This window comes from Aquisphaera insulae, assembly GCF_011064615.1.
In the GTDB taxonomy this organism is placed as follows: Bacteria; Planctomycetota; Planctomycetia; order Isosphaerales; family Isosphaeraceae; genus Aquisphaera; species Aquisphaera insulae.
This window is the reverse complement of the sequence record NZ_JAALJH010000029.1, coordinates 20,868-43,724: the sequence shown is the minus strand read 5'-3', so window position 1 is coordinate 43,724 and position 22,857 is coordinate 20,868. Positions and strand designations below refer to the sequence as shown.

Annotated in this window: 14 protein-coding genes; 6 read left to right on the top strand and 8 right to left on the bottom strand. The window is 70.4% G+C overall.

From position 1 onward, the window contains the following. Positions 1–6 precede the first annotated feature (6 nt). The 4 genes from G6O54_RS16860 to G6O54_RS16845 all read right to left on the bottom strand — a co-directional run bounded on the left by G6O54_RS16860 (position 7) and on the right by G6O54_RS16845 (position 6,098). Complete coding sequence (locus G6O54_RS16860; protein WP_165226824.1) at positions 7–4,851, bottom strand: M56 family metallopeptidase; 4,845 nt, start codon at positions 4,849–4,851, stop codon at positions 7–9. A 4-nt stretch (positions 4,852–4,855) separates the two neighbouring features. Beyond that, on the bottom strand, positions 4,856–5,260 hold the full coding sequence (locus G6O54_RS16855; RefSeq protein WP_165226855.1) for a BlaI/MecI/CopY family transcriptional regulator: 405 nt from the start codon (positions 5,258–5,260) through the stop codon (positions 4,856–4,858). Between the two features lie 173 nt (positions 5,261–5,433). Then, complete coding sequence (locus tag G6O54_RS16850) at positions 5,434–5,781, bottom strand: DUF5615 family PIN-like protein (RefSeq protein ID WP_165226823.1); 348 nt, start codon at positions 5,779–5,781, stop codon at positions 5,434–5,436. A 2-nt stretch (positions 5,782–5,783) separates the two neighbouring features. Continuing rightward, a complete protein-coding gene (locus G6O54_RS16845) occupies positions 5,784–6,098 on the bottom strand; it encodes a DUF433 domain-containing protein (RefSeq protein WP_165226822.1) in 315 nt (104 codons plus the stop codon). A 333-nt stretch (positions 6,099–6,431) separates the two neighbouring features. Here G6O54_RS16845 and G6O54_RS16840 point away from each other — a divergent pair, with 333 nt between their 5' ends. From G6O54_RS16840 to ygiD, 3 genes are read left to right on the top strand one after another with little or no spacing between them, the layout of a single operon-like run. Then, entirely contained in the window at positions 6,432–6,917 is a 486-nt protein-coding gene (locus G6O54_RS16840) for a DUF1579 family protein (protein ID WP_165226821.1), read from the top strand. A 16-nt stretch (positions 6,918–6,933) separates the two neighbouring features. Further along, the gene (locus G6O54_RS16835; protein WP_165226820.1) at positions 6,934–7,341 is read left to right on the top strand and encodes a DUF3224 domain-containing protein; all 408 of its coding nucleotides are present in this window, start codon (positions 6,934–6,936) and stop codon (positions 7,339–7,341) included. Positions 7,342–7,357: 16 nt separating this feature from the next. Then, a complete protein-coding gene (gene ygiD / locus G6O54_RS16830) occupies positions 7,358–8,146 on the top strand; it encodes a 4,5-DOPA-extradiol-dioxygenase (protein WP_165226819.1) in 789 nt (262 codons plus the stop codon). Positions 8,147–8,166: 20 nt separating this feature from the next. On the opposite strand, the gene G6O54_RS16825 is transcribed toward ygiD, so the two are convergent. Then, positions 8,167–8,565 carry a type II toxin-antitoxin system VapC family toxin gene (locus G6O54_RS16825; protein ID WP_165226818.1) on the bottom strand — a complete coding sequence of 133 codons (399 nt, stop codon included), beginning with the start codon at positions 8,563–8,565 and terminating at the stop codon, positions 8,167–8,169. Next, positions 8,562–8,852 carry a hypothetical protein gene (locus tag G6O54_RS16820; protein ID WP_165226817.1) on the bottom strand — a complete coding sequence of 97 codons (291 nt, stop codon included), beginning with the start codon at positions 8,850–8,852 and terminating at the stop codon, positions 8,562–8,564. Before G6O54_RS16820 ends, G6O54_RS16825 begins: the two co-directional genes overlap by 4 nt. A 179-nt stretch (positions 8,853–9,031) precedes the next feature. Between G6O54_RS16820 and G6O54_RS16815 the strand changes: the two genes are divergently transcribed. Both G6O54_RS16815 and G6O54_RS16810 read left to right on the top strand, forming a co-directional pair. Beyond that, positions 9,032–9,595 (top strand): RNA polymerase sigma factor, encoded by a 564-nt coding sequence (locus G6O54_RS16815; protein WP_165226816.1) that lies wholly within the window; start codon positions 9,032–9,034, stop codon positions 9,593–9,595. After that, entirely contained in the window at positions 9,585–10,007 is a 423-nt protein-coding gene (locus tag G6O54_RS16810; RefSeq protein WP_165226815.1) for a hypothetical protein, read from the top strand. Before G6O54_RS16815 ends, G6O54_RS16810 begins: the two co-directional genes overlap by 11 nt. 2 nt (positions 10,008–10,009) lie before the next feature. Here the strand turns inward: G6O54_RS16810 and G6O54_RS16805 are convergent, their stop codons facing one another. Both G6O54_RS16805 and G6O54_RS16800 read right to left on the bottom strand, forming a co-directional pair. After that, on the bottom strand, positions 10,010–13,162 hold the full coding sequence (locus G6O54_RS16805) for a serine/threonine-protein kinase (RefSeq protein ID WP_165226814.1): 3,153 nt from the start codon (positions 13,160–13,162) through the stop codon (positions 10,010–10,012). 171 nt (positions 13,163–13,333) lie between these two features. Further along, entirely contained in the window at positions 13,334–13,930 is a 597-nt protein-coding gene (locus G6O54_RS16800; protein ID WP_165226813.1) for an RNA polymerase sigma factor, read from the bottom strand. Between the two features lie 308 nt (positions 13,931–14,238). Between G6O54_RS16800 and G6O54_RS16795 the strand changes: the two genes are divergently transcribed. After that, on the top strand, positions 14,239–22,854 hold the full coding sequence (locus G6O54_RS16795; protein ID WP_165226812.1) for a transglutaminase domain-containing protein: 8,616 nt from the start codon (positions 14,239–14,241) through the stop codon (positions 22,852–22,854). The last annotated feature ends 3 nt before the right edge of the window (positions 22,855–22,857 follow it).

The window sequence follows — 22,857 nt, the reverse complement described above, 5'->3', positions numbered from 1 at the left end:
GGGACGTCAGTCCTTGCCGAACTTGATCTCGCCCACGTCGGTCGTCTCGCCGGGCCGTACGGACGCCTTCTTGCGGAAGGCGACCCTCATCCGCGTCATCGAACCCGATGACTCGACGACCATCCCGTATTCGCAGCCGACCGGCACGTCGGTGACGACGAACCTCCCGCGCTCGTCCGTCGGGACCTGCCCGAGGCTGAGGGAGTAATCTCCGCCGGGGAGCGGATCGGTCCGGACCCGCGCCCCCTGCACGGGCGCCCCCTCGGCGTCGGCCACGACGCCGGTCATCGTCGCCAGCGGCTCGAGCGTCACCACGACGGGGCCGCCGGCGTCATCCTTCTCGCGCACCCGCAGGGCCTTGCCGATCTTCCGGCCGGTGTGGCGAATCAGGACCGTCCTCTCCTCGCCGGGGATGAGGTTCTCGACCGTGATCTCGGGCGACGTGGCCGCGGCCGAGTCGTGGGCCCCCTTGCTCGTGCGACCGAGCGCGAGGCTGCCGATCACGGGCTTCCCCTCGGCGTCGACGACCCGGAGCCGGACCGACGGGCCGGTCGCCGCCTGGAGATCCACGCGGACGGACCTGGCCCCCTCGGGCGGGTTGATCTCCTTCATGACCGTCGGGAAGAGCCTCCCGGCCGGGACCGGGCTGAAGTAGGTCTCGAAGTGCCCGTTCTTGCTCAGGCCCGAGATCGCCTCGGAGCCGACGCCCTGGCGATAGACGTTGTGATGGACTATCGCGCCGACGATGGCGCGGCCCGGCAGGCCGACCAGCCGGAACGAGCCATCCGGCTTCGTGACGTAGCGGTCCTGGATCAGGGAGTTCGTGCTGTTCCGGTCCGGCCCGAAGGAGGGATGCCCCTGAGCGAACGAGTTCTCCAGGAAGGGCAGGTAATGCAGCCAGGCCCCCGGCACCGGTTTGCCCGTGGCCTTCTCCGTGACCGTCCCCTCGATGAACACTCCCGCTGGCAGCGCCGCGTCGACGGAAACCGGCTTCGTCCCGGACGGATCGGGGATCGCCACGACCTGGACGAGATAGGGTTGATCGTCGTTCGGGACGATCACGATCCGATTCCCTTTCCCCCTGGGCATGCCGTTCAGGCGGAACCGGCCGCCCGCGTCGGTCACCGTCCGCTCCGCCATCGTCCCCACGAAGTCGGAGCCGGCGAACCGATCGCTCCGAACTCCCACCCCGGGCAAGGGCTTGCCCGTGGCCCTGTCCGTGATGAGGCCGACGACCGGCCGGCTGGGCACGGCGGCGTACACGAAGTCCGCCCCGTAGATCGTCATCGAGCCTGCCCCATACTGGTTGGGGAATCCCGGGGCCGGCAAGGGAGCCATCTTCCGCGTCGCGACCTCGATCTTCGCCGTGGCAATCGCCTCGCCCCGAATGGTCAGCTCGACGACGCGGTCCGCGTTCAGGCCCTCCAGTCGGAACCGGCCGTCGGCGTCCGTGACGGCCTTCTTGCCCTCGGCAGACTGCCGGGCCTGCCCGTCCATCTGCCCGTAGGCGATCCACGGCGCCTGCCCCTGCTTCACCGCGTCAAGCCAGGCCGTCAGATTCCCGGCCTTCGGGACGCTGACTCTGCCCCCCTCGACCGATGCGCCCGCCACGGGGCGGCCTTCCAGGTCCACGATCCGGCCCGTGACCGGGGCCGCCGGGGCGGGTGGATCGGCCGTGACGATCTTCTTGCCGGTGGCGACGTTGAAGGTGCCGAGATCGAGGACCTGGCCGGGCTCGAGCGACAGCCCCTCGGCGAGCGCGAAGGGGGCGAACGGGTCGGACTTCATCCGGACGCGAGCCATGCCCCCTTCGCGATAGACCAGCCAGAGTTCATAGATGCCGCCGGGCGCGAGGTTCTCGTAGCGGAAGCGGCCGTCGGCCCCGACGGGTACGGAGCCGAGGATCCGGTTGCCGAATTCCCGCTTCACCAGCGGCGTCAGGCGGGCGTCCACCAGGCCCGAGGCCGGCTTCCCCGCCTCATCCACCAGCCGGCCGGTGACCGTCGCCGTCGGCCGGAGCGTGAGCGTGATCTCGTCGCCGTCCTTCGCCCCGTCGGGCGGGATCATCAGCATGGCGCCGAGCTTCCGATCGCGGTCGTGGGCCACGAACGGCCGCTTCTCGCCCGGCTCGAAACCGGAGACCGTCGCGACGCTCTCCCCGTACAGGTTGGTGTCCAGGTCGCCGCCGCCAGCCCGCCGGCCGTTCACCGCGGCGGTCGTCACCGGCCGGCCATCGGGATCGACGAGCCGCACCCGATACGTAGCGCCCCGATCGAGCGCGAGGTCGCAGGGGAAGGAGGCCGAATCGACGGGCACGTCGATCTCCTTCAGGCTGTTGTACATGGCTGCGAAGATATGATCGTACGTGTTGAGCTGGCCGGCCGATCCGTCTCCCTCGATCTCGGATGCCCCGATCCCGACGCGGTAGCCGCCGTTCTCCAGCCGGGCCGTGACCACGCCGCGGCCCGGGAGGACCGGGATCCGGAAGCGACCTTCGGCGTCGGCCCGATACACCGACTTGATCGCGACCGAGCCGGACGTCTGGGAATCGAAGTTCGGGTAGTCCTTCGCCCGCTCGTTCGAGACCATCGGGAAGTAGTCCAGGAAGGCCCCTTCGATGGGCTTCCCGGTCCTGGCGTCGCGGACGGTGCCCTCGGCCCAGGTGGCATGCTTGAGGGCGATATCGAACCGGACCGGGGCCAGGCCCGGCGTGACGGGCACGCTGAGATCCCCGGTCACGAAGTAGGGTCGATCGAGGGGCGGATACACCGCGAGCTGGTGGCCGTCCTTGCCGGACTTGGGGAGGCCGACGAGTCGGTAGCGTCCCCCCGGGTCGGTCGTCGTGCGGATCAGGCCATCGACGTTGCCTCCCTCGCCCGAGAGGCGATGCGCGGTCACGACCGCGCCTGGGATCGGCTCCTTCGTCTCGAGGTCACGGACGACCCCCTCGATCGGCCGGGACGGCTCGACGGGGATCGCGTCGCGAGCCCCATAGGTCGGCGAGACGACGGTCGTGCCGTCGAGCGACGTCTGCGCGACGCCCTCGATCGGGCCCCTGTCCCGGCTGATGATCCGCGTCCGCTTGAGTGCCACCGACGGGCCGGTGATCTCGACCAGGGCCATGACGTCCCGGCCCAGGCCCTCGATCCGGAATCGCCCCTCCGCGTCCGTGACGACCCCGCCCGGCAGGAGCGGCTCGCCGCTCACGGAGAGTGACTTCTCCCCGGGGAATCGGTACGGGCCGCCGCGCGCGTCGGCCTCGCGACGGGCCTCGGGATCGGGGAGCCAGACGTTGAGGATTCGCACGGTCGCCCCCGCGACGGCTTGCCCCTCGAGGTCCACGACGCGGCCGGCCACCGGCTGGTCGCCCTCGGACAGGCGGATCGGCCGGCCCTTCACATAGACGCCCACGCCGAGTCCCGGCGCCGTCGCGAGGATCGAGCTCCCTTCCCCCTTTCCGGGCCTGGATTCCGCGAACCCGGCGGGCACATCGAACCGGCCCTCGACGTCCGCGGTCGTCTTCGAATACTCATAGGGACCGTCGAGGTAGACCCCTTTCTGGAACCGCGCCAGCGCCGGATCCGGGTGCGATCGCCAGGCCGTGACCTTCGCCCCCGGCACGGGCTTGCCGTCGGGGCCGATCACCTGCCCCCTCGTGATCTTGCCGCCCGATTCGTCCTCCGTCGCGCCCTCGGCCGCCACTCCCCGCCCACCGACGCCGAGCATCCCGGCGAGCAGGGTCCCGCAGAGGCCGGCCGCGAGCATCGCGGCGATCGCGAGCGTGCCGACCCGGATCGAGAGGGAGCGGCGATCGTCGAGGATCCGCACGACGCGGCGGGAGAGCATCGACCGCAGGGAGATCATGCCGACGCCCGCGGGGGCGACCGGCAACAGGGTCCGCCCCGCGAGGTCCAGGAGGTGGCCGGCGTAGTGCGCGCGGTCGGCGCCGAGGTGGACCACGACGTCGTCGCAGACCTCCTCCGCGGCGGCCTCGATCCGCCTCGAGAGGAGCCCGAGCAGCGGCTGGACCCAGCCCGCGGCGACGGCGACGCGGCGGAGCAGGTTCCAGAGGCCGTCGCGTCGAGACAGGTGCGCCAGCTCATGCGCGAAGGTCTCGCGGAGCCCGACGTCGTCCTCCTCGGGGATCAGGATCGCCGGCCGCCGCAGGCCGTCGAGGCATGGGCTGGGGAGGAACGGGCTGCGGAGGACCTCCGGCGCGGCCACCGCGAGCCGGCCCGCCAGCTCCCGGCAGAGCCGATCCGCATCCCCGCCGGCCGGCACCGCGGCCGACCTCAGCCGGGCCATCCGGCGATGGCCGACGAGCAGTCGGATGCCCAGGATGGCGGAGCCGAGGAGCCAGAGCGGCAGGGCGACCGCGGGGACGATCGCGGTCATCGGGATCGGCGGCTCGGCGGGCCGGGGCGAGGCGACGGACCCGGCGATCGGGGCCGGCTCGACCCGGACCTCGGCGGGCGAAGGGGAAGGCGCCGCGGGATCGGCAAGGGGAGCCGGCGTCAGGGCCGCCGATTCGGGCTCGCGCTCGTCCGTTCTCCGGGCGAGGTCGGATCCGCCATGCGTCGATTCGGGACGTATCTCCGCGTCCGGAGCCGGCTGAGAGAGCCGGATCGTCAGGCCCTCGTAGCCCGCCGCGGCCAGCAGGGCCGAGGCGAGCGGGCAGACGAGGACCGCCGCCAGCGTCGTCCTGTAGACGGCCGACTGCACGGCGGGGCCGCACCTCCTGAGCAGGCGACCGGCCGCGAGCCCCACGGCCAGCAGGACCGTCGATTGCAGGAGCCAGGTCAAGGCCGGGCCCGCGAGGGCCGTCATCAGCGTGAAGACGCTCCGCGACATGCCATCACCCCTTCCTCTTCGTCTTGCCCGCCCCCGTGTCTTCCCCCCGCCGCTCGTCGATCAGTTGCCGGAGCTCATCGAGCTCCTCGCGCGAGACCTTCTCCGTCTTCAGCAGGTGCGCGACGAGGCCGCCGACGCTGCCGCCGAAGACCCGCTCCAGCAGGTCGCGGGTGGCCGTCCGCCTGGCCCGGTCCTCCTTGAGCTTCGCGAAGAAGACGAACGTCCGCCCCTCCGCCTCGTGCCCGACCGCCCCCTTCGCCTCGAGCTGGCGGAGCAGCGTCTGCACCGTGCTGTGCGCCAGCGGCTCCTCGCCCGACTCGTTGAGCGCGTCGGTGATCTCCCGGGCACTCGCCCGGCCCCGATCCCAGAGCACCTGCACGATCCGGAACTGAACCCGCCCAAGTTTCATCTCGCCCACGTCATGGCCCTCCTCGCCGATCATCGACTCGGGTAAATTTACCTGAGTAGACGACACGGGTCAAGGAGGTTCTCGACCGGGAGGCTTCATTTCCGGGCACGAGATGAGAGATCGCCTGGGCCACGAGCCTCGAGGGTGGTCGACCGGGGCTCAAGGAACGGGCCTTACAGCGGGAGGAACGTCACCAATCCCGCGAGTTCCTTGGAATCCGAGCAGGTCAGCACCATGTGCAGCTCGACGACAAGGACGCCCAGGCTCATGCACTTTTGTGGCGAGAATATGATGCCGGGGAAATCGCGCGCCTGCCCCTGCCAGGTCGAGGCGATCTTCAAGAAATCCCGATCTTGCGTGAAGAGGATGCGGCCCAGTGAAACCGCACGTTCGAGGAGGACTTCATCATCCTCGGTGGTAGTGCCGTCCTCCTGACTGGTCAGCACATCCAGGCCGCGTCGCCGCAGTCCCTCGCTGATGACGAGGGGAACATGCACGTCCATGTACAACGAGAGCGGCATCTTCAGGGCCTCCGAGCCGCCCACCGCGCCTCGAGAACAACCCGGGAGATCCTCGACTTCCTCAGGTCCTGACCGATCGGTTCAGGAGCTTCGGTCAACTCGTTGAGCATGGCCTCTTCGTGGTCGTAGAAGTAGGTGAGTACCGAGTAGACCTGCTCGGGACGAAGGTCCGGATGCTGGCGCAGGATCTCCTCTGCCGACCAGCCATAGTGGAAATGTTCCCCGGCGATCAAGAGCACCTTGTAGCGCGTCCCGTCAATCCGAACAACGCCATCGGCATCTTCGGAGAGATGAGGATACCGGGTCGTCGTGCTCATCGTGGTCGCTCCGCAGATGCTGGAAAATCGACGCCGGCCCGAGACAAGGGTATGGTCGGTGTCATGATGAAGGATAGCGGGAATCGTACTTCCCCGTCAAAACGACGGCTGCACACCGGGCGAGTTATGATTGTCCGAGGATGACATGCGCGGCCCGCCCGTCGAATTTCAACGCTTACGACCCACCGCGGCCGGCTTCACACGCGTTCTCGACCCGGACAACCGCCCTGCATCCTATCAAGTGAATGCCAACGAACCTGGAGAGAATCGTCTTGCTCCACGTCGAGCCTGCCGATATCCTCCTCCAGGTATTCAAACGAACAGGAGACCGCCATGAATCCGATCGAGTCCCTGAGCGCACGCGCCGGCAACTGGCGCGGCGTGAATACGCTGGAAGACCCGAACACGGGGAAGCCGGAGGAATCACCGTCCAAGCTGTCGGTGGTGCCGGTCCTCGGCGGCCGGTTCGTGCGGCTGGACTATGTCTGGTCGTACCAGGGGAAACCGCAGGAGGGCTCGCTGCTGGTGGGATTCGACCCGAAATCCGGCGAGATCTCCGGCCACTGGATCGACACCTGGCACAACGGCCGCAACGTCCTGGCCTGCAAGGGCAAGGCGACGCCGGAGTCCGATCCGGCGAGCTCCTTCGGCATGCTCGGCTCGTACCCCGCGCCGCCGGGCCCGGACTGGAACTGGCGGATCGAGATCGACACCGGCGAAGGCTCGTTGCGGATCAGGCACATCAACATCATCCCCGAGGGGACGCCCTATCCGGCGGGGGACTATCCGGCCGTCGAGGGGATCTACGAACCCGCATGAACGAGGGACGAAATCCATGGCCGTGAATCGGATCAGCGGATCGTTCGAGGTGAAGATGAGCCCCCAGGCCCCGGCCGAGGGCGTCGGCGACCCGACCGTGGGCCGGATGGCCCTCGACAAGGTCTACTCCGGAGACCTCGAGGCGACCGGCAAGGGGGAGATGCTGGCGACCCGGACCGACGTCCCGGGCTCGGCCGGGTATGTCGCGATGGAGCGCATCTCCGGGACCCTCTGCGGCAAGTCCGGCGCCTTCTCCGTCCAGCACGCCGGTCTCATGAACCGGGGCACGCCGAGCCTGACCATCACGGTCGTCCCCGACTCCGGCACCGGCGAGCTCGCCGGCCTCGCGGGGACCATGGCGATCCGGATCGAGGGCAAGGCGCACTTCTATGATTTCGAGTTCACCCTACCCCAGGACGACTGACCCGGGACCGAGGACCATGCCCGAGACGCTCCCCGCCTACTTCATCGGCCACGGCAATCCGATGAACGCCCTGCAGGACAATGCCTGGACGGAGGGCTGGGCGAAGATCGGCCGCCAGACGCCCCGGCCGCGGGCGATCCTGGCGATCTCGGCCCACTGGTTCGTGACGGGGACGGGCGTGACGATCAGCACGGCACCGCGGACGATCCACGACTTCGGCGGCTTCCCGCGCGATCTCTACCACGTCCAGTACCCCGCCCCCGGCGACCCGGACCTGGCCCGCCGGGTCGCGGCGATGCTCGCCCCCCTGCCCGTCGTACTCGATGAATCGTGGGGCCTCGACCACGGGACCTGGTCGATCCTGACGCACACCTACCCGAAGGCCGACGTCCCGGTCGTCCAGCTCAGCATCGACGCCACGCGACCGGCCTCGTTTCACCTGGAGGTCGGCCAGCGACTGGCCCCGCTCCGCGGCGAGAGGATCCTGATCCTGGGCAGCGGCAACCTCGTCCACAACCTTCGCGCGTACGCCTGGGGCGAGGCGACGGCCGGGCCCTACGACTGGGCCGCCCGGTTCGAGGAGGAGGCCAGGAAGGTCATCGTGGCCGGGGAATTCGACCCGCTCGTGCATTACGACAGGCTCGGCCGCGACGCCATGCTCTCGATCCCCACGCCCGAGCATTTCTTACCACTGCTCTACGTCCTGGGCACGAGGCAGGCGGGCGAGGCTGCGAGCTTCCCGATCGAGGGTGTGGACGGGGGGTCGATCTCGATGCTGTCAGTGCAGGTCGGCGGGCCGGCGTGAAGGCGAATCTCGTGTCAATCTCACGGCCTGATCCAGTCGTCGAGACGAAGGCCAGGGATATTGCGATAGTCAAAGGTGTTATGGGTGACCAGGGTCAGGTTGTGGACCAGGGCCCCTGAAGCGATCATCAAGTCCGCGGTCGGGACGGAAATCCCCTGGGTCTGTAGACTTCCTCGCACCTGCCCGAATGTCTCAGCGCACGCCGAGTCGAAGTCGATGACCCGGACTTCCTGGCGGAGGTCAGCGATCAGTCCCAGGAGGCGGTTGACCTGCGAGTGCTTGTATGCCCCCGCGTAGAGCTCAGCCAGGGTCACACTCGAAACGGCGAGCTGTCCGACGTGCTGGATGAAGCGATGCGCCAATTGCGCCGGCCGCCGCATGTGGGCCGAGCAGGTATCCGAGTCGAGGAGGAAGCTCATTCGTCCTCCAGCTCGAGCGACCGAGGCCGTCGGTCATCCTTCCGGGCCCGGTGGATTTCCTCCATGATGTCGTCCCATTCCTCGTCGTCGCGGAGGGCGCCTTCGGTCCGAAGGAGTCCGTCTCCCGGATGGTCTGAGACTCGAGGGACCATCCTCACATCCAACTCAACCTCTTGTCCCTCGACCATTCCGAGTGATTCGTGCAGTTCGATCGTCTGACCGCGGACCCTACCGCGGATGGTTCTCATCGTCATAACCCCCTCGATCACGTTGCTGGTGCCGGGCATCTGGCCGGGTGGAGATCGACCGAGAAACGGTATGCTTCCAGCTCAAGTACATACCAGGGGTAGGCTCCTCCGGCAACTCCCGCACGGCTTGACCGGGAGGCTCGACCATCGGACCGGATTCCCTGACTCGTGCTCGTTTTTTTTGAACCGCCCCGTTCCATGCCGCGACTGTAGGTCGGATGGCACGCACGACGCGACAGATTGAGGATGAGCGACTGGCCCTCCGGTGCCGGCTCGGCGAGCCGGCGGCGTTCGCGGAGCTGGTGGCGCGGATGGAACGGCCGCTGCTCTACTTCGCCCGGTCGATCGTCCGCGACGACGACGCGGCGCTGGACGTCCTCCAGGCGGTCTGGATGACGGCCTTCCGCGGGCTCCGCCGGCTGGAGGAGCCTTCCGCCCTGCGGACCTGGCTGTACCGGGTCACGCGCGGGCACGCCGTCAGCCACGTCCGCCGCGACGTCGCCAGGTCCTCGGCGGAGCGATCGCTGGCCGAGGAGGTCGAGGCGACCTCGGCCGCCGAGGACGATCGCTTCGACGCCGAGGATGCCGCCGCCGTGCACCGGGCCCTGGACGCCATCGACGTGAGGCACCGCGAGGTGCTGGTCCTCCATTTCCTGGAGGACATGTCCGTGGCCGATGTCGCGACGGTCGTCGGCTGCCCGCCGGGGACCGTCAAGTCGCGGATCTTCCACGCCAAGAGGGCCCTCCGGGAGGCGCTTCGGCGTCAAGGCCATGGGAACTGAGAGAACACCCGAACCCGAGCCCCTCGGCGACCGCCTCCTCGACCAGTGGGAGCCGCCGAGCGGCACCTACCTGTCCTACCGAAAGGAGATCGAGACCATGCTCGCGACCCAGGAAAAGGCGCTCCTCCGCGAGAGGCGCATGACCAGGGCGATCTGGATCTACATCGTGCTGCTGACGACCGTGCTCCTGACCGGCAGCGGCCTCCTGATGTTCCACAAGGTGGAGGGCACTTACGTCGCGGTGACGGCGGTGTTCTGGTTCCTGTTCGGCGCCGTCTTCCTGTTCCTCCACCAGATCAACCAGAGCCGCTTCGAGGTGATCAAGGAGATCAAGGGCGTGGAGCTGAGGCTGGCCGCCCTGGAGGAAACGCTGGCCGGGCGGGGCGAGGGTCGGGGCAGTCCGGGGGCGTGAGCTCACGGCCCGAGGCGTTTCCGCAGCGCCGCGAACTCTGGAGTGCTTCGGAAGGCGTCGAGGTCCGCGTCCTTTGCGAGCAGGTCCGCGAGCTCCTTGCGGGGGAACGCGGAGTCGGACGCGACCCGGTCCAATAGAGCAAATGCCAGGCGGCGGCATTCGGCAAGGGTCTCGTCCTTGCGGGGTGCGGCAAGGGCCGGGTCCTTCGCGGCGGAGGCGGCGATCAGGCCGAAGACGCAGGCGAGGTTGTAGAGCGACTCGCCGTCCAGGCCCTTGCTTCCTGCATTCGCGATCTCGCGGGCGGCGGCGATCGCGGGCTCGTGACGGCCGGAGCGAGCCAGGTACATCGCCCGCTGAAGCCTCATCGGGAGACGAGCCTTCTCGTCGCCGTCGCGGATCTGGGCATCGAGGTGGAGGATCGCCTCGTCGAAGCGATTCAGCGCGGCGAGGGTGCCGATCAGGTTGCTGCGAGATCCCTGGAGGATGTAGATCGTCTCCCTGTCATGGGGGACGATCCTGTCGGCGGCCTCGAGGGCCTGCACGCAGCGGACCCGAAGCGGGAGCGCGGCGGCCGGCCCGGACACGGCCGCCACCGTGTTGCTCTCGTTCAGGAGGATCACGCCCAGGCATTTCTGGGCCGAGCCATCGCCCGGTGACCGTTCGATGATGGGCTCGATGATGGCCCGGGCCTGCTCGAAGCCGGCGCGGGCCTCGGCAGTCTTCCCGACCTTGGACCGGGCGTCGGCGAGGTCGCCGTGGCCGTGGGCCAGGAGGATTTGCAGGGGCTGATGCTCCGGGAAATCGCGGGCGGCTGCCTCGATCTCGCGGAGTCCCCGCGCATAGGCCGCCTCCGCCTCCGGCCAGCGGTGGGCGAACCAGTAAAAGGACCCGAGGTTGCTCCAGGCCCGTGCCAGGCCTGAGCGCGGCTTGACCAGCCGGGGATGGCGGCGGACGAGCTCGGTATCGGAGTCCACGGCCTGGCGGAGCATGGCCTCGGCTTCCTTCAGGTCCTTCTCGGTGGCTCCCGGCCGATTCTGGATGGCCAGGCCCAGGGCGTTCTGGCAGGCGGCCAGCGCCTCCTGGTCCTGGTCGCCCCTGCGATCGGCCGGGACGGCCTTCCAGAGGTTCTCCGCGCGGCGGAAGTGCTCCATCGCCTGATCTTGGAGGCCGGCACGCCCGTCGGCCAGACCGAGGTTATGGTGCGCCCGGGCGAGGTCGGACCGGTATTTCTCCGGCTCTGAGGCGAAGAGCTCCTCGAGCATCGCGACGGCCTTCTCGCAGTAGCTTGCCCCCGAGGCGATGCCGAAGCCATCCTTCTGGGAGGCGACGCTGAAATAGACGGCGGCGAGCCGGCCGCGAATCGCCGGATCGGCGGCCGCCGCCGGCTCCCAGAGCTCCACGATCCGGAGGAAATTCGCCCGCCCCTCCTCGGGCGAGACCAGCTCCGCCAGCCCCATGTGGGCGCGCGCGAGCTCGTCCCGGATCGGGCTGGAGCCGGGCTCCGCGGCCAGGAGCCCCTCGAGGATCCCGATCGCCTCGCGGAACTGTCCCTGGGCCTGCGAGAACTCCCCGAGGGCCGCGTGGATGGCCGCGATACCGAGGTGGGCGCGACCCATCTCCTGGCGGATCGCCGGATCGGACGGATTCCGCCGCCGCAGCGGCTCGAGCCGGTCGATGGCGTCGCGGAGCAGGTCGCGGCGCACCGGCTCTGCCTCGGGGGTGCCGGAGAGCCGCTCGTCGGCCACGCGGACCAGGAGCAGGCTGATCGCGGCCAGGGCGTCGCGGGCGTTCGCCTCGGCCTCGGCGCGGGCCTCGAGCAGCTCCTCGTTGGTGCGTTCGAGCCTGCCGTTGAGGCGGCTGAGGACGACGTTGTGGACGACCCCGCCGGCGAGCAGGGCGATCGCGGCCAGGGCGACGAGCGCCACGCCCGCGGCCATGGCCTTCTGCCGCCGGGCCCAGAGCCACGCGCGTTCCCAGGCGGGTACCGGGCGGGCGACGATCGGACGCCCCTCGCGGTGGGCCTTCAGGTCGTTGGCCAGGGCCGTCGCCGTCGCGTATCGCCGCTTCGGGTCCTTCTCCAGGCACTTCAGGCAGATGGTCTCCAGGTCCCGGGGCAGGTCGGGCCGGAGCCGCCGCGGGGGGACGACGTCGGCGCCTCGGACCTGGAGCAGCGTCTCCACCGGGGACTCGCCGCGGAAGGGCGGCCGGCCGGTGAGCGCCTCGTAGAGGATCGCGCCCAGCGCGTAGATGTCGGTCGCCGGCCCGATCCGCCTCGGGCCGCCGTCCACCTGCTCGGGGGCCATGTAGCTGGGGGTCCCCACCATCGCGCCGCTGTCGGTCTGGTGGGAATCCCCGGCCACCAGCCGGGCCAGGCCGAAATCGGCGATCTTGGGCTCGCCCGCCGCCGTCAGGAGGACGTTCGCCGGCTTGAGGTCGCGGTGGACGACGCCTCGCTCGTGGGCATGGTTCACCGCCGGCGCGAGCGTCTCCACCAGGGCGGCGGCGCGATCGGCCGGCAGGGGCATGCCGCCCAAGGCGCGGTCCAGCGTCCCGCCCGGGACGTACTCGAGCGCCAGGAAGGGGCGGCCGTCGTGCTCGCCGACCTCGTGGATCTGGACGATCCCGGGATGCTGAAGCCGGGCGATCGCCTCGGCCTCGGCCCGGAACCGTTCGGCCTGCCGGGCGCTCGAGTGGGCGCCGTCGAGGATCATCTTCACGGCGACCGTCCGGTTCAGCGACCGCTGTCGCGCCTTGTAGACGACGCCGGTCCCCCCGCGGCCCAGGACCTCGAGCACCTCGTAGTCCGGCATGTCCGCCGGGCCGGGAGGGACGACGACCGGCGGACGCCCCGAGGTCTCGGTGTCCTCGAACGGGAGCGCGGAGTCGAGCTCGAACTGGTCGCGGATGTCGTCGGCCAGCTCGGGGAAGCGGCTGACGTACTCCGCGACGGTCGGGTTCTCGCCGTTGATCCGCCGGCGGAGCAAAACCTCGTGATAGATGAGGCTGAGGATGACCTCGCTGTCCCCCCGGCCCTCACCCTCGCGCGGCAGGTAGGCCTCCACGGGCGCGCGGACCCCGCGCTGCCAGTCCACGCTCTGGGAATCGAGCAGGATGGTGAGCTTCCAGGACGGGCCGTCGAGGGGATCGCGGGCCACGGCGGGCCGATCCCCGGAGGAGGGGGGATCCCAGGATCCGCTTCCCCCCTGACCGGGGGGGTGTTCTCGATCGCCGCTGCGAGCGGCATGCGCCCGCTCCGACTCGCCGCCGGTGCGGGGGAGAGTCGAATTCTCTCCGGGTCGCCGCGGGGGGAATTCCGGTCCGGCCACTCACCCCTCCCATCCGAGCTCGCGCGCGACCCGGTCGAAGGCCCTCTCCAGCCGCTTGCGGACCGCGTCCGGGCCGCCGTCGAGCCGGGCGGCGATCTCGGACCACTCGCAGCCCGCGGCCCTCATGTCGGAGATCGCCCGCTCGTCGTCGGAGAGGCGGACGCGGACCATCTCCACCATCTCCCTCCAGGCCACCTGCTCCGTGACCGAAGGGCCGGGCGCCGGCCGGTCCAGGACCGCGGACACGCCGCCGGGCGAGGCGACGGCCCCCACCTCCACCCGGCGGGTCACGTTCGCCTTCCGAGCCTCGGTGGCCAGCTTGTTCCGGGCCATGATCTCCAGCAGTCGGACGAGCTGTGCGGGGCTCTCCAGGTCGAATTGCCCCAGGCTCAGCCGCGCGAAGAAGCTGGCCAGCACCGACTGGCAGATGTCCGCGGAATCGTAGAGCCGCCGGAGCCGGCTGTCCCGGATCCGGAGGCGGATGATCCGCCTCAGGTGGGGCTCATAGGCCCTCACCAGCTCGATCGCCGCCCCCGCGTCGCCCGCCCGGAAGCGATCCAGCAACGCCACCAGCCCCGGCACGCGTTCATCGTTCATCGGCACCCCTCGGGAGGGAGGTAACGGCCGAACGGACCAGACGTCGGACTTGACCCTGGATGCAAATTAGGAACATCGATGTCCGGTCGCGCCACCCCGGCGCGTTTAGACCTGAGGAGCCAGGGTTCACCCCTTCGTTCTGGTCTTCGGACGGAAGGAGGGTTGACGGCCAGTCCGGATTCGCGGCGCACCCCTCGCCACGACCCCGGCGGTTGCCGCCGACCCTACAAGCCCTATTGTTCCCGCAATCATCCAAGCTTTCCAGCCCGGTCCGCGACGTTTTGCGGACGTCCCCCAAGGTGGCCACCATGTTGCGTCCGAACCACACGCGATCTCCTCGGCAAGGCGGTCTCCTCTCCCGGTCCGCCCGCCGGCCCCGCCGGCCCGCGATCGAGCACCTGGAAGACCGCCTGATGCTGGACGCAAGCTCCGCGACCTCGCTCCCCGCGTCGATCGTCGTCGGCCGTACTCTTTCCACGTACACCACCTCGGGGGTCGTCAACAACCAGGTCACCATCACCTATACGGTTTACAACCAGGAGGCCAAGGCCGAGTCCGGCGTCCTCCTGAGGACGAGCTTGCAGCCCGGGGTGACCTACTCGAGCGCCTCACGGCCGCCCGACCGCAGCGGCCAGGACCTCGCCTGGAGCCTGGGCACCCTTCAGCCCTACGGCCGGGCCAGCGTCTCCGTGACCGTCTCCCTCGCCGACTCCGGGACCCTCCAGCTCGACGGCGGCGCCTCCGCCTCCGCCACGGTGAACGGTGCCGGGGTCTCCGACGCCACCGCCGCGGCCGCGCTCACGGGCCGGACGATCGACGCGTCGCTGCTGGCGTCCACGCCCGACGCCAACACCTCCGACCCGTACGTCCAGGAGCAGGCCGCCAGGCTCGATTACGACCCGGCCCGGATCTTCGACTTCCTCCACACCCAGGTCGGGTACGAGTCCTATGCCGGCTCGCTCCGGGGCGCCCGCGGCACCCTCTGGTCGGGCGCGGGCAACTCGCTGGACGTCGCCAGCCTGGGCGTCGCCCTGATGCGGGCCTCCGGCATCCCCGCCCGCTATGCATCCGGGACGCTGCCGTACGCGCAGGCCCAGTCGCTGATCCTGTCGATGTTCCCGGCCTACTCCCAGACCGCGGGCTACCTGCCCGCCGGCACCACGACCGCGAACCCCGCCAACGACGGCACGCTCCTCTCCGAGACCACCAACCACACCTGGTTCCAGTACGACACCGGTTCCGGGATGAGCAACGCCGACCCGCTGATCGCCGGGGCTACGGCCGGCCAGTTCTTCACGTCGGCCTCGAGCATCTTCTCGGAGGTCGCGGACTCGCTCCGCCAGAAGGTCCAGGTCCAGGTCCAGGCCGAGACCCTCAACACCGCCAGCCAGGCCTTCGGCCTGTCCGGGCTGTCGACCTCGACGGTCCTCGACCTGACGTTCAACACGGTCGACCTGGTGGGGCATCCGCTGACGATCGGCAACCTGGTCAACTCGCAGTCGCTGGGGACGCCGGTCTTCACCAGCACGACGAACGTCTACACGCCCTACGTGATCGTCGCCGGGGACGGGATGGATCCGTCCTCCGACCGGGTGATCACCGGCACGTCGTTCCAGGAAGTCCGGACCAACTTCCCGCTCGGGAGCACGATCCTCACGGGCCTCTTCCTGACGCTCACGGCCACCACGCCGGGCGGATCGTCGCAGACCTTCAACCGGACGCTGGCGGACCTGATCGGCCCGGCGGCGCGGCGGAATGGTGGCTCGGCCTCGACGGCGGCCGGGGCCGATCCGCTGGTCTCGCCACTGGACCTCTGGACGATCGACGCGGAATCGAGCCTGTACAACCCGCACGCGATCCAGGCGGCGGCCCCCCAGCTCGCGGCCCTTCAGGCGGCCTTCACGGACTTCTCGGACCGGCTGGCCGCGACCCCAGCCGGCGCCGACCGCGACGCCCTCTCGGCCCAGGTGATCGACCGGTTCAAGGCCGTGCTGATCGCCATGCAGCGGAGCCGCCTGGCCGAGTTCCAGCAGGTGTCCGACACCTACACCCAGGCGATCGCCGCCGCCATGCACGTGCGGGCGTACCTGGATGCCCCGAAATTCATCATCGCCTCGAGCGAGACCTCGGCCGCCCAGGACGGCTCGGTGCGGCTGGAGCTGGGCCTCGACCTCCTGAAGGACGACCTCCGCGTGCTGGCCGCCCCGGGCAACGCCCAGGCCGCGACGATCGGATTCAATTACGACCGCGGGATCATGGAGAGCCAGGTGGAGAGCGACGTGCTGGGGGACGCGACCGCGGCGTCGACCGCCACGATCACGGTCGGCGTCCCGCTGGGGACGCCGGCGATCTTCGCCGCCGCCAAGGCGCAGGGGATCCCGCTGGTGACGCTGACCCCGGACAACCCCGGGGCGGTCGACAACCTGAACGTCCCGGCCGGCCCCAAGGCCCTGATCGCCGCGGCGCTCGAGGCCGGCAAGGTCGTCCTCGTCCCCGCTCAGCCGGTGGGCGTGGGCGGGACCGGCCGGCTGGCCTGGTATGAGATCGACCTCTCGACCGGCGAGACCTCGGGCGTCCTGGAGGACGGCAGCCACGGCGCGATCGCGGAGTTCGTCGCCAACCAGCTCTGGAACCCGACGAGCCAGAGCAATCAGTTCGCGGAAGGGGTCTTCGCCGGGGCCTCCGCCGGCACCTTCGTCAAATTCATCATCTTCCTGCTCAAGATCTACAACGGCTATGTCATCGACAACGCCCACATCCCCGCCGCCGACGTCCTGAGCAACCTCAAGAATTACCTGTCGATCGTGCTCCAGCTCATCACGAAGGAGCTGGAGATCGCCCTCCTCGGCAAGCCGCCGCTCTTCGTCGCCGGCTTCTCGGTCGCCTACCTGGCGGCGATCAAGTTCTCGTTCGACCCCGCGGCCGTCGGCTACCTGGGCGACGCCGCGCCTCGGCTGCTCCCCGCGAACCCGAACACCGCCACCGCGACGGCCACCCCGGGCCCGACCCTGGCCGCCGGGGCGGTCTCCGCGAGCCTGCCGACGAGCAGCCTCCAGGTCGTCGGCAACGCGACCGCGACCTGGCAGACCTCCAGCCTCGTCAGCCTGCCGGTCGCCTCGCTCCAGGCCGGTTCCGCCCAGGTGAAGGACGCGGCCGGGAACGTCGTCGGCTCCGGCGCGGCGGTCCTGGCGGCCGGTGCCGTGGTCGGGGCGACGGTCGCCGGATCGGTCGCCTACTCGCTCAGCGGCCTGGGCACCCTCTCCTTCTACGCGACCGACGCCGGGGGCCTCTCCGTGGCCGGCGAGTGGGGCTCGTACCAGGCGGCGCTCTCGGGCGCCGCGGCGATCACCCTCACGACGGACCGGCTGACGGTGGGGGGCGTGGCGCTCCCCGCCGGGACCTACACGATCGTGACCTCCGCGGCCCAGGTCGCCGGATCCGGCGCCGGGGGTTCGCCGGACTTCGCGGGCGCGGCGACCGTCCAGGCGACCGGCGCCGCGGTGACCGTCGATCCGGCCGGCGGCGGCACGCTCAACGTCGGCGGCAAGGCGCTCGACCCGGCGGGCGGCCTGGGCCTGTCGGGCTATAGCGGCTCGATCACGGTCGCGGACGGGAGCGGACCCGACGCCGTGACGATGAGCGGCACGGCCTCCGGCGTCCTCCAGCTTTCCGCCCCGACGACCCCGCTCCCCGCCGACCAGAACACGGCCGCCGTCATCCAGGCGGGCATCCCCACCAGCCTGGCCGGCAAGTTCGACCTCACCGCGACCGCTCCCGAGGGCTGGTCGGTCGCCGTGGACGACACCGGGCGGATCACCGCGACGCCCGCCGCGGGCCTCCAGTCGGGCACGGTCCCGATCCTGCTGATCGCGCGGTCGGTCGACGATCCCGGCCTGGTGGTCCGCCGGCTCGTGGACGTGACCGTCGCCGCGACCGCCCCGGGGATGACCCTGTCCGTGGCCGCCGACCCCCTCCTCAGCGTCCCGGTGGACACCGGCACGGGTGCCGGCGCGACCGCGCTCGGGTCGGCCTTCGCCGGCGTGCTCCTCCCCTCCGCCTACCGCGCGAGCCTCCACAACACGGGCTCCGCGGCCGACACCTACACGCTGAGCTTCGCCGACGTGCCGTCCGGCTTCAGCGTCGTCTCGAGCCTCGCGAGCGCGACGATCCCCGCCGGGGGGACCTCGATCGTCGGCGTCTACCTGATCCCGACCGCCGGCCAGCCACTCCCCGCGCCGGGGACCGTGCTGACCTTCCGCGTCACGGCGACCAGCAACACCGCGTCGTCGATCACCCAGACCCAGGTCGTGTCGTTCACCGTGCCGGCGGTCCACGACGTGGCCGTGGACGCGACCGCCACGAGCGTCGGCACGACGCCCGGCTCGCCGGTTACGGTCACCGTCACGGTCACCAATCGGGGCAACGTGGCGGAGTCGAACGTGACGCTCTCGTCGACCACGGCCGCCGGCCTCCAGCTCGACGGCCTGGCGCCGCTGACCGCCTCGCTGGCCCCCGGGGCCTCGATCACGCGGACGATCGCGCTGACGCCCGCCGCCGCCACGCCCCTGAACAGCTCGCTCGCCGCGACCGTCACCGCGACCTACGGCGACGCGGCGGCGCCCTCCGCGAGGTCGGTCGCCCTGACCGTGAAGACCGTCGTCCCGGGCGCCGATGCGATCTCGGCGGCCGCCAACGCCGCCGGCCAGCTCGGCAACAGCGGGCTGGCGAGCCGGCTGACCGACCTCGCCGCGGCGCTCACCGGCCTGGTCCAGGATCCCTCGAACGCGGTCGCGAAGGGGCAGGCGCTGGCGGCCCTGGACGCGGTCCAGGTCCTGGCCGCGGCCGACGCCTACCTGACCGCCAGCCTGGCGACCCTCGCCGCCGACCGCGCCGCCCTGGCCGCCGCGACGACGCCCCAGGCCACCGCCGCGGCCGTCGCGACGATCGGCCAGGACGTCGGTTCCTTCGCCAAGATCCTCAACGATGAGGCGTCCTACCGATTCACCCTCGGCTTCGTGACCAACACCCAGACGGCCCGGCCCCAGGTCCCGACCTCCTTCGAGATCGTCCTCCAGAACACCGGCAGCAAGACGACCACGTACGGCCTCTCGATCGCCGGCCTGCCCGCCGGCGTGACCGCGAGCTTCTCCCAGCCCTCGATCACCCTGGCCCCGGGGGCGGTCACGCCCGGGTCGGGCCAGCCGACCGTCACGGTCACCCTGACCTCCACGTCGACGACCGAGCTCGATCCGTTCACGTTCCAGGTCGTCGCGACGGTCGACGGGGCGACCGAGATCACGCGATCCGCGACCGGCTCGCTCACCGCCCGGCAGGAATCGGTGACGGTCGTCTCCGTGGATCCGGCGGTCGCGTACACGGAGCCCGGCGGCCGCGTGGAGATCACCGCGAGGGTCCTCAACGCGGTCAATCAGGCTCGCACCGCCAAGGCCTATTTCGTCGCCAGGGATTCCGGCGGCAACGTGCTCTTCACGTCGAGCCCGGTCAGCTTCTCCCTGACCGTGCTGACGACGCTCCAGACCGTGGACATGGGGGCGCTCGACACGACCGGATACGCGAAGGGGAACCTCACGATCCAGGTCGTCATCACGGACACGGCCGGCACCCCGATCGACGGCGCGACCGGGACCGGGACGCTGCTGGTCGGCAGCCCGGTCTCCCTGACGACGACCGCCACCCCGACCTCGCTGCCGGCCGGCGACGGCACGACCACGGTCACGCTCAACGTCACGGCGACGCCGGACGCATTCAGCCCCTTCCGCCTCGTCGGCCAGACGCCCATCAGCGGGGCCGTGGCGAACGTCGTGACCTACGGCCAGTACGCTTACGTGGCGACGTCCAGCGGCTTCGACATCGTGGACGTGTCCAATCCCGCCAGCCCCGCGGTCCTCTCGACGTTCAACACCGGCATCCCCGACAACACCAATCTCGGCCTGGAGCTGAAGGGGAGCCAGTTGATCGTCCGGGCCACGCCGACCAGCAACGGGCCGACGTCGGTGGTGCTGGTCTACTCGCTGGCGAACCCGGCCACGCCCGCGCTCCTCGGCCAGACCAGCATCCCGAACCTGTCCTTCATGGGCGGTCCGACCGTGGTGGGGAACACGGCCTACCTGAACTCGGCCTGGTATCGTTACTACATCTTCAGCGGGCAGATCTTCGCCCAGTTCGGCGAGCTGGTGCCCATCGACCTCTCCGACCCGACGAACCCGACGGTCGGGACCATCCTCTACGACAGCCCGCCCGATCCGTCGACCGGCTACCCCGACGGCACCACCCACATGTGGCAGCAGGCGGCGGTCGGCGATCACCTGCTCTACATCGCCAGCACGACGGAGACCGGCGGCGACCTGAACGGCACGGGCAAGCTCCTGATCGCCGACACGACCAATCCCAACGCCCCGACTCTCGCGGGCAGCCTGCTGGTCCCCGGGATGGGGCAGATCACGGGCGTCACCATCGACGGCAACCGGGCCATGATCATCGGCTCGTCGCAGAGCTGGGGCGGCGGGGTCGTCGGCCTGACCGGCAAGGTCGTGATCGCCATGCTGGACATCTCCAACCCGACGGCCCCCACGATCCTGAGCACCCAGACCCTCGATCGGGACGCGCACAACGTCATGTACCTGTTCCCGGTCGGCGGCGGCCTGATCGGGGCGGGGACCATCGGCACCGGCACGGACACGCCGAACATGCTCGTCCTCGACCCGGCCGACCCCATGAACGTCGGGGTCAAGTCGTTCAGCGTGCCGGCCGAGCTGAAGGGGGCCTATCTCTCGGGCGGGCTCCTCTACACGAGCAGCACCTCCGGCCTGATCATCTACACCCTGGCCACGGCCACGTCGGTCCCGGTGACGGCCTCGGTCCAGGTGCCGAAGGGGACGGGCGTGAGCGTCGTCCCCGGGTCGTTCAGCCTGGCGCCGACGCAGGTCATCACGGGGGCGGCCTACGACACCTACACCTGGGACCTCACCCTCGATTCGACGATCACGACCCGGTCGATCACCTGGCAGGAGGCCGTCACCGGGCTGGCCCCGGGCCGTTCCCGGCAGGTCACCCTGGGATCGACGGCCGAGTTCACCAGCAGCGGGACCGCCGGATCGGTGGCCGCCCCGGCCGTGACCGTCGCGGGCCAGCAGATCCTGACGCTCAACCCCGGCGAGAACTCCGCCTCCCCGGGCCAGACGGCCTACTACACGGTGAACGTCTCCAACCCCACGACGGCGAGCGTCACCTACGCCCTGGGGATCTCCGGCGTCCCCGCCTCGTGGGCCAACATGGTGGCGACCGTCACCGTCCCGGCCGGCGGCAATCAGGACGTCACCCTGGCGCTCAAGACCGATGTCTTCACGCCGACGGGGAGCTACGGCTTCAGCGTCCTGGCCACGGCCGCCGGGATCTCCGGCACCGTCGGCGGCAGCCTCACGCTCTTCGGCACGGCCGCGGCGCCGGCCGCCGACGCGCACGGCGTCGTGGTGGCCCTCTCCCCGGCGAATGCGACGGCCGGCCCGGGGACCACGGCAACTTACACGGTGCGCGTGACCAACACCGGCACCGAGTCCGAGACCTTCTACCTGACCGCCGACCTCCCCGACGGCGTCTACGGGACCTTCGATCAGAACTGGATCACCCTCCTCCCCGGCGCCACGTCGGCGCGGGACGTGATCTTCCGCGCGACCCCCACGCAGGGGGCGGCCGCGGGGACCTTCCCGGTCGTCGTCACGGCGACGTCGAGCGGCGGCTCGTCCGTCGCCGGCACCGCGACCGGCTCGCTGACCGTCGCGGCCCAGGGGGTCCGGCTGGATCTCGATCCGGGCAGCGCCGCGCCCGGGTCGTCGTATCGCCTGCTCGTGACCAACACCGGAGCGATCACCGAGACGTATGACCTGGCCCTCGCCGGCCCGGCCGGGCTGGTGGCCGCGCTCGACAGTTCGTCGGTCACCCTGGCGCCCAACGCCTGGCAGTACGTCACGATCCGCACGACCTCGCCGAACCTGGCGCTGCCGGGCTCGCTGCCGCTGGTCGCCACGGCGATCTCGCGAACCACGCCCGGCGTGAAGGCGATGGCCCAGGCGGACCTGACGATCCCGGAGACGACGGGATTGTCCGCCGTGCTCTCCCCCGCCTCCCAGACCTTGACGGCGCCGGGGACCGGCTCGTTCCTCATCAAGCTGGCCAACACGGGGAACACCGATGACTCGTACAGCGTGACCATCGTCGGCACGACCGGCGGGGTCACGGCCGCCCTGATCGGGACCGACGGCCAGTCCGTTCAGGCACTCTCCCTGGTCCGCCTGGTCGGGCTCGCGACCGGTTCGATCCCGCTGAACGTCTCGATCGCGGGGGCCGGGACCGGGACCGTCACGGTGGAGGTGAAATCCCTCTCCACCGGCCAGACGACCACGCTCACGGCCACGCTGACCGCGGCCTCGCCGGTCATCCCGACGACCGAGGACGGCCCGCAGGTGGTGCTGGTGCAGCGTTATGGCATCCACATGATGCCCACGTCCATCGTCCTCAGCTTCGACCGGCCGCTCGACCCCGTGAAGGCCACCGACGTCCGCGCCTACACGCTGCGGAACGCCGCCGGCCGGAGGATCGTCATCGCCAGGGCCATCTACGACCCGACGAGCAACACCGTCACCCTGAAGCTCAAGAATCGCATCAACTTCCATCGCAACTACACGCTCGTCGTCGACGGCGCCAGCCCCCGGGCCCTGGTCGGCGCCAATGGCCAGCTCCTCGACGGCAACGCCGACGGCTCCCCCGGCGGCGACTACCGTGCCCGGATCACCTGGCGGAACACCGTCCTGCCGGCGGCCTGGAAGGCCAAGCACATGCCGGCGAAGCACGCCCACGCCAAGCCCGCCCATCAGCACGGCACGAACCAGCCTCACGGCGCGAAGTGACGG